The organism is Pauljensenia sp. 20925_1_34 (assembly GCF_041432775.1).
Taxonomy (GTDB): domain Bacteria; phylum Actinomycetota; class Actinomycetes; order Actinomycetales; family Actinomycetaceae; genus Pauljensenia.
The window spans coordinates 77,025-89,561 of record NZ_JAPWAG010000007.1 but is presented as its reverse complement, the minus strand read 5'-3'; the positions used below and the strand labels follow the sequence as shown (position 1 = coordinate 89,561).

Below are 12,537 nucleotides of genomic sequence, written 5' to 3'. Positions count from 1 at the left end.
CCTCGCCCCACGGTCGCTTCTTGCTACGTTTACCTCTCACGCAACCACAGTGCCACGGCGCAACACGCGGCGCACGTTCAGCTGGGCATCAACCTCAACGATGTCGGCTTTCTTACCGGGTGCGAGTGAACCAACCGTGTCGTCGCCCAGGATGGTTGCTCCCTGCACCGACGCCATGTAGACCGCGTCCACGAGCGGGATACCGCCCTTCGTCACGGCCACGCGGACGCAGTCCAGGAGGTGCGCGGTGCCGCCTGCAATCGCGTTGCCCTGCGCCAGGCGGGCGACGCCATCCTTGACGATGACGTCCTGCGGACCCAGCGTGTACGCGCCGTCGGCCATGCCGGCCGCCGCCATCGCGTCGGTAATAAAGACGACGTGGTCACGGCCCACCATCTCGTAGACATCACGTACGAGCGTGGGATCGACGTGGATGGAGTCGCAGATGAGCTCGGCCACCGCTCCGCCGCGCGCCGCATCGGAGAGGAATTCGGCGATCGGGCCAGTGTCTCGGTGATGCAGGGGACGCATGCCGTTAAAGAGGTGCGTAATCGTGGCACGGGGGCCGCGCTTCGTCTCCACCTCGGCAAAACGTTCGCGCGAGTAGGACAGCGCCTCGCGTGCCTTCGTCGAATTGGAGTCCGTGTGCCCCCACGAGGGCAGCGCTCCCCCATCGATGAGAGCCTCGGCCACGGAACCGGGGCCGTAAGCGCCCGGCTTCTCGGGGGCCAGCGTCATCGACAGCGCGTATCCCTGGCAGTCCTCCAGGAGGGTACGGGTCAGGTCGGCGTCGGGATCGACGATGTAGGTGGGGTCCTGGGCACCGCAGCGCTCGTGGGAGACGAAGGGCCCCTCGAAGTGGATGCCCGCGATCTCACCCGCGACGGCCAGCTCGGCGAGAGTCTTGGCGCGGGCGCGCAGCACCTCGGCGGAGGCGGTCACGCAGGATGCGACCAGGGAGGTCGTGCCGTGACGGCGATGCTCGAGGACCGCAACGAGGGCTTCCTCGGCGGTCTCGGCGTTGGGGAAGGACTCGCCGCCGCCACCGTGGCAGTGGACATCGACGAGGCCGGGCAGGTAGGTCGAATCGCTGGCCTCGGGCGCCTCACCGTCGTAGTCGGAGACAGGGCACACTCGGGTAATGGTCGAGCCGTCGATCTCGATAATTCCATCCTCGATGATGGAGTCTTCCAGAACAAGGCGACCGCGCAACACAGAATCAGTCATGACTTTCATTGTGGCACATCTGACACTTCACTGCTGTGTCTCAGACAACCATTTCTCCCAGTCGTCAAATGCACGCGCAGCAGGTCGTTGCCGCGACTCGTATCCCTTCACCATCACAATCTCGCGCCCCGGTGCTCTCACGGCCACCACTCGACCACCCTCGACGACGATCGGACGGAACATGCCGTTCTTCGCCGGACAGATCAACGCCTCCCCGGCCTCGTCCGTCAGGCAGGATCGGTCCTTGTAGCCGACATGTAACTCATCAAATGAAGGAAGAGCGTGCATCGCCTCCGCCTCGACGCGGTAGTCTTCCACAAGATCTGCGAGATCTGCGCGAGCCAGACCGCCTCCACATTCTGCAAGAGGAAGGCCTACGCTCTCCCCCGCCACGCGCGCTCCGGCCAACGCTCGACGCGCTTCGGTGAGAGTCAGCCCGGTCCATCGAGCCAGGTCGGCCGCGTCGATAGGACCGTGCCCCCAGGCGTAACGCGCTGCGAGGACCGCGAGGGCTTCTTCATGCCCAGGCTCTCCCTTCGCGACCCCGGGAGCGGCCGGAAGTGAGCGCGCGTCGACAATCAGGTGTTCGCCCGCGCGCACGGGCCCCGCGGTCAGCACACCATCCAGATGGAGGCGCATGATGAGGTGGCGACGCCGTAGCCCTTCCTGCGAGGAAGAAGCCGTCACCGTGTCGATCCCATTCCTGCCCCACGCCTCGACAAGCTCGACGCGGCTCACTCCCAGGGGCGAGGTCTCCAGCAGGTCACACGCAACCTGCGCCGCACGTTCGACGAGAGCATCGGTGAGGCCCAGAGAAAGCGCCTGGCGTTCCCAGGCCGCACGCCGGTGACGCAGCAAGCGGCGCAGCCAATGGTGGTCACGGGCGCTCGTGACGTGAACGGTACCGCGCATCGGCCAGGAACGAACCAGCTCACCTCGCGCGAACGACTCCTCGACGCGAGCACGCGACACTCCCGTGCAGCGTACGCCAATCGCCCACGGGATCGCGCTCGCCTGCTGACCTTGCAGTGCAGCCAGATTCATCACGGCATCCAGTGGTGAGCGCGCTGCGGTCGCAGGTACGAGTCCTTGGGCGATAATTCTCCCCAGGCTCACCCTCAGCGATGCGTCCATCAGAACAGTCGAGACTCGGGGTCATCCACCCCGCGCATCGCGTCGTAGTCCAGCACGACGCAGCGAATCCCGCGATCCTCCGCGAGGGTGCGCGCCTGCTTCGTGATCTCCTGGGCCGCGAAAATACCGGTCACGTCGCCCAGGAGCGCGTCGCGGCCCAACAGAGAGAGGTAACGAGTCAGCTGCTCGACGCCGTCGATTCCGCCGCGTCTCTTGACTTCGATCGCCACGTGGTTGCCCTCGGCATCGCGCACCATCAGGTCCACGGGTCCCACCGGCGTGGGGTACTCGCGGCGCACCAGCTCCCAGCCCTGCCCGAGGATCTGGGGAACCTGCTCGGCCAACAGCTCCTGCAAGTGAGCCTCCACGCCGTCCTTCACGAGGCCGGGGTCAACGCCCAGGTCTTCCGTGACGTCCGCGATCACGTCGTGGATGCGGATGATCAGCTTGTCGTCAGTCTTGTCGGCCTGGACGGTCCACACGGCCTCCACGCCCTCCTCGTCCTCGTCAGGCTCGCCGAAGGAGACCGAACAGGGCGCAGTCATCCAGTTCAGCGGCTTGTAGGAACCGCCCTCGGAGTGAATGAGAACAGAGCCGTCACCCTTGAGCATGATGACGCGCTTAGCGGGGTCCAGGTGAGCGCTCAGGCGACCGGAGTAATCGACTGTGCAGGTAGCAATAACAATACGCACCCCGTGAGCTTACCAATCCCGCTCACGGGCGGCGAGGAGGACCCGACTCCACCCACGACACCAACCCGTTGTACGTCAGGCGTTCCACAGCAACCTCGTAACGATGCTCACCGTAGGCCAGGCGCACCTCGACCATGGAACCGTCGTCGGAACGCGAGATCGGGGCAGACACCTCCATCCCGCGCCGAGGCACCGAATAGACGGGTTTGAGAGACATGCCAACGAGCCGATACCAGGACAGCTCCTCGACGCCGTACACACCAATGCCAGCCGTCCAGCCGGCGTGATGATCGGGGCGCGACCAGCAGCGGAAGGCCCCTAAACGCGCAGCGATCCTGCGGGCGCGCACATTCATGTACGCCCACAGGATCAACGCGACGCACGCGAGGAGAACCAGTACCCAGATCAGAACGTTCATCATCAGGCTCATGAGGTCCTCCTCGCTGCGTCTACCTACTGTGCTGCCACTGTAGCGCGGTCGGCAACAACCGTAACGAAATCGGAGTCAACTGAGGCAAATCCCCCACTGACGTCGAAGGACACGGTCTCGTCGGCGCACGTCACCGTCACAATCCCGTCGCCCAGCTGGGCGAGCAGCGGCTGGCGCCCGGGAAGAATGCCCAGGCTGCCGTCGACACTGGGGATCTGGACGGCGAGCGCAGCGCCGTGCCACAGGCGCGCCTCGTGAGAGACGACCTCGATCTGCAAGGACTTGCCCGATGCCATCAGGCTTCCTTGGCCAGCTCGTGAGCGTTGCGCTCCAGGTCGTCGATGCCACCGCAGTTGTAGAAGGCCTGCTCGGGAACATCGTCGTAGTGGCCCTCGGCGATGCGCTTGAACGCCTCGATGGTCTCCGACAGCGGCACGGTCGAGCCGGGCACGCCCGTAAACTTCTCGGCCATGTACATGTTCTGCGAGAGGAACTGCTCGATGCGGCGGGCGCGTGCGACGGTGACCTTATCGTCTTCGCTCAGCTCGTCGACGCCGAGGATGGCGATGATGTCCTGCAGCTCCTTGTTCTTCTGCAGGATGGCCTTGACGTGCGTGGCGACATCGTAGTGCTCGCGGCCAACCAGGGCCGGGTCGAGGATACGAGAGGTCGAGGCCAGCGGATCCACGGCGGGGTAAATACCCTTGGCCGCGATCTCACGGGAGAGCTCGGTCGTCGCGTCAAGGTGAGCGAAGGTCGTCGCCGGGGCGGGGTCGGTGTAGTCGTCGGCGGGAACGTAAATCGCCTGCAGGGAGGTAATCGAGTGGCCGCCGGCCGAGGTGATGCGCTCCTGGAGCTGGCCCATCTCGTCAGCCAGGTTGGGCTGGTAGCCCACGGCCGAGGGCATGCGGCCCAGCAGCGTAGAAACCTCAGAGCCCGCCTGGGTGAAGCGGAAGATGTTGTCGATGAAGAGCAGCACGTCCTGGTGCTGAACATCGCGGAAGTACTCCGCCATGGTCAGGCCGGTCAGGGCGATGCGCAGACGCGTGCCCGGTGGCTCGTCCATCTGGCCGAAGACGAGGGCAGTCTTGTCGAAAACACCCGCCTCTTCCATTTCGCCGATCAGGTCGTTACCCTCACGGGTACGCTCGCCGACGCCGGCGAACACGGACACGCCGCCGTGGTCCTGAGCCACGCGCTGGATCATCTCCTGGATGAGGACGGTCTTGCCGACGCCCGCGCCGCCGAACAGGCCGATCTTGCCGCCCTGGACGTAGGGGGTGAGCAGGTCGATGACCTTGATGCCGGTTTCGAACATCTTGGTGCGGGCCTCGAGCTGGTCGAAGGCCGGGGGCTGACGGTGGATGGGCCAGCGTTCGGTGACCTCAAGGGTCTCGCCTTCGGGCAGGTTGAGGACGTCGCCGGTCACGTTGAAGACGTGGCCCTTGGTGACGTCGCCGACGGGGACGGTGATCGGGGCGCCGGTGTCGGTGACGGGGGCGCCACGAACGAGGCCGTCGGTGGGCTTGAGGGCGATGGTACGCACGAGGTTGTCACCCAGGTGCTGGGCGACCTCGAGGGTCATCGTGAAGGACGACTCGCCCTCGCCCTGGCCAGCCAGGTTCACGTCAACGGTCAACGCGTTGTACAGGGGCGGGATGCGGTCCGGGGGAAACTCGACATCGACGACAGGGCCGACGACGCGGGCGACGCGCCCCTCGGCGATTGCAGGTGTATCAGTCATTGTTTTACTCCGTGTCTCGAAGGGCTCAGCTCGCGCTCAGAGCGTCGGCCCCGCCCACGATTTCGGTAATTTCCTGGGTGATTTCCGCCTGGCGGGCCGAGTTCGCCAGACGCGTGTACTTCGTAATGAGTTCCTGAGCGTTGTCCGTCGCCGTGTGCATGGCGCGTTGGCGCGATGCGAGCTCGGACGCCGCCGACTGCAGCAGGACGTTATGGATGCGTGCCTCGACGTAGAGGGGCAGCAGCGTGTCCAAAACGGCCTCGGGCGAGGGGATGAACTCGTACTCGGGCAGAGCCGAGGCCGGGTCGTCCGCAAAGCCGCGTTCGGTGGTGCGCTCCTCGTCGGACTCGGGGGCGTCCACGACCGTCAGCGGAAGCATCTGACGCACCTCGGGCACCTGGCTCATGACGGTCTTGAAGCGCGTGTAGACGAGGTGAAGCTGTCCAACGCCGGTCGTCGGGTCCGGGTCCATAAAACGTTCGAGCAGGACGCGGGCGATTTCCCGAGCGGTCTCGGGGGTCGGCGAATCCGACTCGCCCTCCCACTCGCGTTCGACCGCGACTCCACGGAAGCGGAAGTAGCCTGCGGCCCTGCGCCCGAAGGTGTAGAGCACGGGCTCGTACCCGTCCGCCTTAAGGTCGGCAATCAGCTTTTCCGATTCGCGCAGGATGGTCGCCGAGTAGGCTCCGGCCATGCCGCGATCCGATGCCACGACCAGGATGGCGACGCGCTTGGTGTCTTCGCGTTCCTCGGTCAGCGGGTGGTCGAGGTCCGTGTGGACCGCGACCGCCGCGACCGCCTGGGTCAGGGCCTTTTCGTAAGGCCCTGCCTCGGTGGCAGCGCGCCGCGCCGCGCCAATGCGAGACGCAGCGATCATCTCCATGGCGCGGAAGACCTTCGCGAGCGTCGTCGTCGAGGCGATGCGCTGCTTGTAGATCCTCTGCTGTCCGCCCATCGGTTAGGCCTTCTCGCTCGTGCGACCGCGCGAGATCTCCTCGCGGGTGCGCTCAGCCACGACCTCGCCGTCCTCAAGTCCGGCGGCGCCACGTCCGGCGCTGATCCACTGGTGGTGGAACTCCTCGACGGCGTTCTTCAGTGCTTCCTCCGTCTCGGAGGAAAGGTCGCCGGTCGCCGCGATCGTGTCGAGCACGGTCGAGTTCGCGTGGAGGTGGTCAAGCAGGCCGCGCTCGAAGCGCAGGACGTCCTCGACCTCTATGTCATCGAGGTAGCCCTTGGTGCCCATCCAGATCGAGGCAACCTGGTCTTCCATCGCGTAGGGCGTGGACTGGGGCTGCTTGAGGAGCTCCATGAGGCGCTCGCCGCGGGTCAGCTGACGGCGGGTCGCGGCATCCAGGTCGGAGGCGAACATCGCGAAGGCAGCCATCGAGCGGTACTGCGCGAGCGTCAGCTTGAGCGTACCGGCGACCTTCTTCATGGCCTTGGGCTGAGCAGCACCACCAACACGCGACACCGAGATGCCCACGTCGACGGCGGGACGCTGGTTCGAGTTGAACAGGTCGGACTGCAGGAAGATCTGGCCGTCGGTGATCGAAATGACGTTCGTCGGGATGTACGCCGACACGTCGTTCGCCTTGGTCTCGATGATCGGCAGGCCGGTCATCGAGCCGCCGCCGAGCTCGTCCGAGAGCTTCGCGCAGCGCTCCAGCAGGCGGGAGTGCAAGTAGAAGACGTCGCCGGGGTAGGCTTCACGGCCCGGCGGGCGGCGCAGCAGCAGCGAGACAGCACGGTAGGCCTCGGCCTGCTTGGACAGGTCATCGAACACGATGAGGACGTGCTTGCCCTGGTACATCCAGTGCTGGCCGATGGCCGAACCCGTGTAGGGGGCCATGTACTTGTAGCCGGCGGGGTCCGAGGCCGGGGAGGCGACGATGGTCGTGTATTCCATGGCGCCGGCGTCCTCGAGGGTCGAGCGCACGGAGGCAATCGTCGAGCCCTTCTGGCCGATGGCGACGTAGATGCAGCGCACCTGCTTGTTGGGGTCGCCGCTCTTCCAGTTCTCTCGCTGGTTCAGGATCGTGTCCAGGGCGATGGCGGTCTTACCGGTCTTGCGGTCGCCAATGATGAGCTGACGCTGGCCGCGGCCAACGGGAATCATCGAGTCGATGGCCTTCAGGCCGGTTGCCAGAGGCTCGTGGACGCTCTTACGCATCATAACGCCGGGGGCCTGGAGCTCGAGCGCGCGGCGCCCATCCAGGTCCGTGATATCGCCGAGGCCGTCAATCGGGCGGCCGAGCGGGTCAACCGTACGGCCCAGGTAGCCATCGCCAACCGGGACGGAGAGGACCTCGCCCGTGCGGTGCACGAGCTGTCCTTCTTCGATGCCGCCAAAGTCGCCGAGGACGACGGCACCGATTTCACGCCGGTCGAGGTTCATGGCCAGGCCCAGCGTCCCGTCCTCGAAACGCAGCAGCTCGTTTGCCATGGTGCCAGGCAGGCCCTCGACGTGGGCAATACCATCGGCCGTTTCGATGACGTGACCCACCTCTTCGGTGGCCACGTCCGCCGGACGGTAGGACTCCATGAAGGAGTCCAATGCTCCGCGGATTTCCTCCGGGGAGATGCTGAGGTCAGCCATGAGGATTCCTAACTAAGAAAAAGTGAAGTAAATGATGGACGAGGGGCGCTAGCTAGCGATGGCGTCCCGGGCGGCGCTGATCCTGGTGGCCAGCGACGCGTCAATGGCGGTCAGGCCCGCGCGCAGGCGGAAGCCTCCGATAAGCGTGGGATCCACCGAGATTGCCAGGTCAACGGTGACGCCGTAGCGCTTTTCGAGAATGGCTCGCAGACGGTCAACCTGAGCCTCGGTCATCGGCGAGGCCGTAGCGACCGTGACGAAGAGGCGATCCTGCATGGTGGCTGCCCACTGGGCGTACCTGCGGATGTTGTGCAGGAGTCGTCCGTGGTTCGACCGTCCGACGGCGCGACGCACCAGACGCATGGTCCACACGCTCACGTGCTTGCTGAACAGGGACGTGGCCAGGTCACCTCGCTCATGCGAGTCGCCTGTGGAGATGTCGGAGAGGCGCACGCGCACCTCTCGGTTATGGTCCAGGAAGTAACGGACCTGGAACAGTTCCTCACGGACCTGGTCGAGCGCCCCCTTCGCACCTGCGGCATTCAAGACGCTGAGGATGCCCAGCACTTCGAGTGCGTCATCGACGTCAGTGGGGCGACGCCAGTGATCGGCAACGACGAGGTTGACGACGCTGCGCGTCGCCGGCGTAACGTGCGCACCGAAGGCACTCGAAACGAGTCCCTGCTTATCCTCGACGGAGCGCGCCGGGTCAGTCAGCGCGCGAGCGAGACGAGTATCCTCCTTAAACAGGTCGGCGAGGCCGAAGAAGTCCTCGGCGACCCGCATGGCGTCGGTGCCCGGCGCGGCAAGGGCCGCGGCCAGGTCGGTCGCGAAGGGGACTGACTCGATCGTGCGCATCTGTGTCATCGCTTCTCCTCGACCAGCGCGCTGTCGGCCTCGAGCTCATCGAGGAAACGGTCGACGACGCGGGAGGTCAGAGCCGTGTCGGTGAGCTGCTCACCGATGATCTTCTCAGCCAGCTCGGAGGCAAGCAGGCCAACCTCGGAACGCAGGGAGATTTCCGCAGCCTGCTTCTCGGCGAGTATCTGACGCTGCGCACCTTCCAGGATGCGGTTCGCTTCGCCGGTGGCCTCCTGGCGGGCGGCGGCCACGATAGCCTTCGCCTCGTCGTTGGCGCGCTCACGAATCGTGTGCGCCTCGGCGTGTGCCTGGCGGATGATCTCTTCGCGCTCACGTGCAGCGGCGGCCTGGTCGGCCTTCGCTTGCTCGGCAGCGCCGAGGCCCTCCTCAATCGCGGCGGCTCGCTCGTCCATCGTCTTGTAGATGCGAGGAAGAGCGTAGCGTCCGACGAGGAGCAGGACGATAAGCAGAACCAGAGCCGACCAGAAAATCTCATACAGCGGCGGCAGGATGACGGCGAGGCCGCCGACCTCCTGGTCCGCAGCGGCGACAATCTGGTGCATGGCGATCACTTAACGATGAGCGGCATAACGAAGCCGATGAGGCCGAGGGCCTCAACCATGCCGGCGCCGATAATCATGTTGGTGAAGAGACGGCCAGCAACCTCGGGCTGACGGGCGGTCGCTTCCTGGTTCTTGCCGACCATGAGGCCGATACCGAGGCCGGGGCCCAGGGTGGCGAGGCCGTAGCCGATGTAGGCGAATGCTGCGGTTCCCATAGTGGTTTCCTTCTGTTAGTAACGCCGGGTGGCGTTGGGGGTCAGTGATGTTCGACGGAAAGCTTGATGTACACGGTCGACAGGATCGTGAAGATGTATGCCTGCAGGAAGGCCACGAAGACCTCGAAGCCGGTCATCACGAACATGGCGGCACCGGTCAGCGCGGAGGCGGCAGACAGGACGGAGAGTTCGTGGAGCAGAATTGCCGTCCCGAAGTAGGTCATGCCGAGCAGCAGATGTCCGGAGATCATGTTGCACAGGAGTCGCAGCGTCAGCGTGACGGGGCGAACAATGAAGTTCGACAGGAACTCGATCGGCGTGATCAGGAGGTACATCGGAACGGGCAGCCCAGGCGGGAAGAGCTGGGATGCGAAGAAGCCGCCCACTCCCTGCTTGCCGATGCCCGCACCGATGAAGGTGACGTACGTGATGAGAGCGAAGAACATCGGAACGGCGACCACCGACGAGGCGGCGATGTTGATGCCCGGGATGATGCCCGCGATGTTCATGGACAGGACACCGAAGAAGAGGAAAGCGATGAAGCCGGAGAACTTGCGGCCCGTCTTCGGACCCAGCATGTCGAGGGCGACGTTGTCGCGGATGTAGCCGGCGATGGCCTCGACGGCCATCTGTCCGCGGGTCGGAACCAGCTTGGAATTGCGCGCGACGAGGACGAGAACCACGCACACGAGCAGACCCATAATGACGCGGGCAAGCGTCAGGCGGTTGAATTCAAAGAATGTTCCCTCACCGAAGATCACGGTCGGGAAGAAGTCCTCAAGAGCCGGCTGGTGAGGGTGCTGCGTGAACGCCGGGTAGGCGGTCAGGGCAATGACGATGAGGAGGATCGCGAGGCTCACCCAATACCAGCGCGGCTTAGGCGCGGTGCGGCGAGCAGGCGCGTGATCGGACACTGAATGTGCCTCCTTCATCTCAACTCCATTGGTTTGTCTCTGCTGTCATAGCAACTTTACCCATTCTACACAGAGATGGGAGTCTCAGGCGCGCGCAAGGGTTACTCAGTGTCTCCCGGCGCGTCGACGTTCATGGTCCGCTTGCGCATCATGACGACCATCTCGACGCTGGAGGACACGATAACCGCGATGATTGTCGCGATTGCGGCGATGCGCACGTCGATCCCAAGCGCGCGTGGGACGTACAGACCGAGGGCGAGAAATCCGATTTTCGCCGCGTACCCGCCACTGACCCATCCAATGAAATGGGAGGGTGAGCGCAGCGCGCGGGAGGTGAAAAACCACTGCGCGGCACAGATAATGACGATCATGAGGACGGCGAGCAGGTAGCTCATGCGGAAACCTCCTCCGGGGCGGTCTCTTCCTTGGGAAATTCTCGGGTCGTGACGGCCACCCCGATAGCCGCAGCGATGACTGCGACGAGGGCGACGCTCCACCACTCGAAGACGAGGAGCCCCACTGCGGGGACGCAGACGATGGCGGTCCACATCCACAGGATCGCGACGACCCCACGGTGAGAGTGCCCAGCGACGAGAAGACGATCGTGGAAGTGGGAGCGGTCGGCAACGAAGGGGCTCTTGCCCCGACGCATGCGGCGCACGGAGGTCACGACCAGGTCGGCGACCGGCATGAAGATGACGGCGAGGGGCAGGATGAGCGGCAGGGCGGAGACGATCATCTGCTGGCGTTCAAGCAGCGACGGGTCGATCTTCCCGGTGACGATGATGCCGGCGGCTCCCAGGACGAGGCCCATGGTTTCCGCTCCCCCGCCCATCATGATGGACGAGGGGTGGAAGTTGAACCACAGGAACCCCGCGCACACGCCCAGGAGCGCGATGACGATGAGACTCGCGGTGGTCGCGTAGGAGACGGCGCCCATGAGGCGCGTGATGATGTAGGAGTAAATGAAGAAGGAGCCGGCGCCGATCGCGATCATGCCGGAGGCCAGGCCGTCGAGTCCGTCGATGAAGTTGACGGCGTTCATGATGCCGACGATGAAGAGCACCGAGATGAACAGGGACAGGCGCGAGGACCCTAGCGTGATCCCGAAAATCGGGAAGGACGCGAGCTGCACGCCGCCGAAGGCCATGCCGCCGGCGATGAGGACTTGCCCGCCGAGTTTGGCCATCCAGTCTAATTCGATGATGTCGTCGATAATGCCGAGGATGCACATGCCGCCCGCGCCGGCCATGACGGCCCATGGAATAGTGCCGGCGAACAGTGGCGCCATGTAGGGGATGCGCGAGGCGACGAGCATCGTCACGATCAAGGAGATCGTCATGGCAATGCCGCCCAGGCGCGGGATCGGAGTCTTTTGGAGGTCGCGGCCGCGCAGGGCGGGCACGATGCCAAAACGCAGGCAGGCCCAGCGCACGGCGGGTGTGAGCAGGATCGTCAGCGCCATGGCGATGGCTGCGAGCAGCAGGTAGACCTTCACGCATTGCCTCCCTGCGGGGCGTCGATGGACACGCCGGCCGCCTGGCTCAGGTCGTCGAGGCTGATGGTGCCCAGGCGGATGACGCGCGGGGTGCCGTGCGCGCAGTCAACAATGGACGAGGCCGTGGATCCCTTCGTGGGTCCGGCGTCGAGATAGGCGCCCACGCGGGTTCCGAAGTAGCCCAGGGCCTGGTCGACGGAGGTTGCGGGGGGCTGGCCGGTCAGGTTTGCGGAGGTGACGGCCATCGGGCCGACGTCGGTGAGCAGCGCGAGGAGGGCTTCCTGGGCGGGCATGCGGACGCCGACCGTTCCGCCCGTTTCGCCCAGGTCCCAGCCGAGGTCGGGGCGGGCTTTCAGGATCAACGTGAGTCCGCCGGGCCAGAAGGCGCGGGCGAGGCGCCGCGCGTAGTCGGGGACATCGACGCACAGGGAGTCGATCGCGTCGGCTGAGGCAACGAGGACGGGAGGGGGCATCTGGCGCCCGCGTCCCTTGGCGGCCAAGACTGCGGCGACGGCCTCGGGGTTGTCGGCGGCGCATCCGATGCCGTAGACGGTATCGGTGGGAACGACGAGGATGCGGCCGTCGCGCACGTAGCTGCCGGCGCGCGCCAGATCGGAGGCACTCAAGCTCGGCATCGCGCTCAGAATCGTCTCAGTACTCATC

At 65.2% G+C, this 12,537-nt stretch carries 15 protein-coding genes; all 15 read right to left on the bottom strand.

Annotated features, from left to right (window positions below):
• Nucleotides 1–36 precede the first annotated feature (36 nt).
• On the bottom strand, nucleotides 37–1,227 hold the full coding sequence (locus O3669_RS04560; protein ID WP_371523823.1) for an N-acetylglucosamine-6-phosphate deacetylase: 1,191 nt from the start codon (nucleotides 1,225–1,227) through the stop codon (nucleotides 37–39).
• A gap of 27 nt (nucleotides 1,228–1,254) precedes the next feature.
• Entirely contained in the window at nucleotides 1,255–2,361 is a 1,107-nt protein-coding gene (locus O3669_RS04555; protein ID WP_371523822.1) for a DNA glycosylase AlkZ-like family protein, read from the bottom strand.
• Complete coding sequence (nucS, locus tag O3669_RS04550; RefSeq protein ID WP_371523821.1) at nucleotides 2,361–3,053, bottom strand: endonuclease NucS; 693 nt, start codon at nucleotides 3,051–3,053, stop codon at nucleotides 2,361–2,363. The genes O3669_RS04555 and nucS overlap by 1 nt, the downstream gene beginning before the upstream one ends.
• A gap of 22 nt (nucleotides 3,054–3,075) precedes the next feature.
• Nucleotides 3,076–3,483 carry a DUF2550 family protein gene (locus O3669_RS04545; protein WP_295917984.1) on the bottom strand — a complete coding sequence of 136 codons (408 nt, stop codon included), beginning with the start codon at nucleotides 3,481–3,483 and terminating at the stop codon, nucleotides 3,076–3,078.
• A gap of 23 nt (nucleotides 3,484–3,506) precedes the next feature.
• Nucleotides 3,507–3,779: a F0F1 ATP synthase subunit epsilon gene (locus tag O3669_RS04540; protein WP_295917982.1), complete on the bottom strand. Its 273-nt coding sequence runs from the start codon at nucleotides 3,777–3,779 to the stop codon at nucleotides 3,507–3,509.
• The gene (gene atpD / locus O3669_RS04535; protein WP_315283652.1) at nucleotides 3,779–5,227 is read right to left on the bottom strand and encodes a F0F1 ATP synthase subunit beta; all 1,449 of its coding nucleotides are present in this window, start codon (nucleotides 5,225–5,227) and stop codon (nucleotides 3,779–3,781) included. The genes O3669_RS04540 and atpD overlap by 1 nt, the downstream gene beginning before the upstream one ends.
• A 25-nt stretch (nucleotides 5,228–5,252) precedes the next feature.
• Nucleotides 5,253–6,182: a F0F1 ATP synthase subunit gamma gene (locus tag O3669_RS04530; RefSeq protein ID WP_314768417.1), complete on the bottom strand. Its 930-nt coding sequence runs from the start codon at nucleotides 6,180–6,182 to the stop codon at nucleotides 5,253–5,255.
• Nucleotides 6,183–6,185: 3 nt separating this feature from the next.
• Nucleotides 6,186–7,823: a F0F1 ATP synthase subunit alpha gene (gene atpA / locus O3669_RS04525; RefSeq protein WP_295917978.1), complete on the bottom strand. Its 1,638-nt coding sequence runs from the start codon at nucleotides 7,821–7,823 to the stop codon at nucleotides 6,186–6,188.
• Nucleotides 7,824–7,871: 48 nt separating this feature from the next.
• Nucleotides 7,872–8,690 (bottom strand): F0F1 ATP synthase subunit delta, encoded by an 819-nt coding sequence (locus O3669_RS04520; protein ID WP_371523820.1) that lies wholly within the window; start codon nucleotides 8,688–8,690, stop codon nucleotides 7,872–7,874.
• Nucleotides 8,687–9,247 carry a F0F1 ATP synthase subunit B gene (atpF, locus tag O3669_RS04515; protein ID WP_295967882.1) on the bottom strand — a complete coding sequence of 187 codons (561 nt, stop codon included), beginning with the start codon at nucleotides 9,245–9,247 and terminating at the stop codon, nucleotides 8,687–8,689. Before atpF ends, O3669_RS04520 begins: the two co-directional genes overlap by 4 nt.
• Nucleotides 9,248–9,252: 5 nt before the next feature.
• On the bottom strand, nucleotides 9,253–9,462 hold the full coding sequence (gene atpE, locus O3669_RS04510) for an ATP synthase F0 subunit C (protein WP_009648812.1): 210 nt from the start codon (nucleotides 9,460–9,462) through the stop codon (nucleotides 9,253–9,255).
• Nucleotides 9,463–9,503: 41 nt separating this feature from the next.
• On the bottom strand, nucleotides 9,504–10,394 hold the full coding sequence (gene atpB, locus O3669_RS04505; RefSeq protein ID WP_193389154.1) for a F0F1 ATP synthase subunit A: 891 nt from the start codon (nucleotides 10,392–10,394) through the stop codon (nucleotides 9,504–9,506).
• An 83-nt stretch (nucleotides 10,395–10,477) separates the two neighbouring features.
• Nucleotides 10,478–10,771 carry a hypothetical protein gene (locus tag O3669_RS04500; protein WP_371523819.1) on the bottom strand — a complete coding sequence of 98 codons (294 nt, stop codon included), beginning with the start codon at nucleotides 10,769–10,771 and terminating at the stop codon, nucleotides 10,478–10,480.
• A complete protein-coding gene (locus O3669_RS04495) occupies nucleotides 10,768–11,874 on the bottom strand; it encodes an MraY family glycosyltransferase (protein WP_371523818.1) in 1,107 nt (368 codons plus the stop codon). Before O3669_RS04495 ends, O3669_RS04500 begins: the two co-directional genes overlap by 4 nt.
• Entirely contained in the window at nucleotides 11,871–12,536 is a 666-nt protein-coding gene (locus O3669_RS04490) for an L-threonylcarbamoyladenylate synthase (protein ID WP_371523817.1), read from the bottom strand. Before O3669_RS04490 ends, O3669_RS04495 begins: the two co-directional genes overlap by 4 nt.
• Between the last annotated feature and the right edge of the window lies 1 nt (nucleotide 12,537).

What these genes read in the sequence shown, in the direction of transcription:
- O3669_RS04560 (WP_371523823.1), bottom strand. Translation starts at nt 1,227, where the DNA reads ATGACTGATTCTGTGTTGCGCGGTCGCCTTGTTCTGGAAGACTCCATC.
- O3669_RS04555 (WP_371523822.1), bottom strand. Translation starts at nt 2,361, where the DNA reads ATGGACGCATCGCTGAGGGTGAGCCTGGGGAGAATTATCGCCCAAGGA.
- O3669_RS04545 (WP_295917984.1), bottom strand. Translation starts at nt 3,483, where the DNA reads ATGAGCCTGATGATGAACGTTCTGATCTGGGTACTGGTTCTCCTCGCG.
- O3669_RS04540 (WP_295917982.1), bottom strand. Translation starts at nt 3,779, where the DNA reads ATGGCATCGGGCAAGTCCTTGCAGATCGAGGTCGTCTCTCACGAGGCG.
- atpD (WP_315283652.1), bottom strand. Translation starts at nt 5,227, where the DNA reads ATGACTGATACACCTGCAATCGCCGAGGGGCGCGTCGCCCGCGTCGTC.
- O3669_RS04530 (WP_314768417.1), bottom strand. Translation starts at nt 6,182, where the DNA reads ATGGGCGGACAGCAGAGGATCTACAAGCAGCGCATCGCCTCGACGACG.
- atpA (WP_295917978.1), bottom strand. Translation starts at nt 7,823, where the DNA reads ATGGCTGACCTCAGCATCTCCCCGGAGGAAATCCGCGGAGCATTGGAC.
- O3669_RS04520 (WP_371523820.1), bottom strand. Translation starts at nt 8,690, where the DNA reads ATGACACAGATGCGCACGATCGAGTCAGTCCCCTTCGCGACCGACCTG.
- atpF (WP_295967882.1), bottom strand. Translation starts at nt 9,247, where the DNA reads ATGCACCAGATTGTCGCCGCTGCGGACCAGGAGGTCGGCGGCCTCGCC.
- atpE (WP_009648812.1), bottom strand. Translation starts at nt 9,462, where the DNA reads ATGGGAACCGCAGCATTCGCCTACATCGGCTACGGCCTCGCCACCCTG.
- atpB (WP_193389154.1), bottom strand. Translation starts at nt 10,394, where the DNA reads ATGAAGGAGGCACATTCAGTGTCCGATCACGCGCCTGCTCGCCGCACC.
- O3669_RS04500 (WP_371523819.1), bottom strand. Translation starts at nt 10,771, where the DNA reads ATGAGCTACCTGCTCGCCGTCCTCATGATCGTCATTATCTGTGCCGCG.
- O3669_RS04490 (WP_371523817.1), bottom strand. Translation starts at nt 12,536, where the DNA reads ATGAGTACTGAGACGATTCTGAGCGCGATGCCGAGCTTGAGTGCCTCC.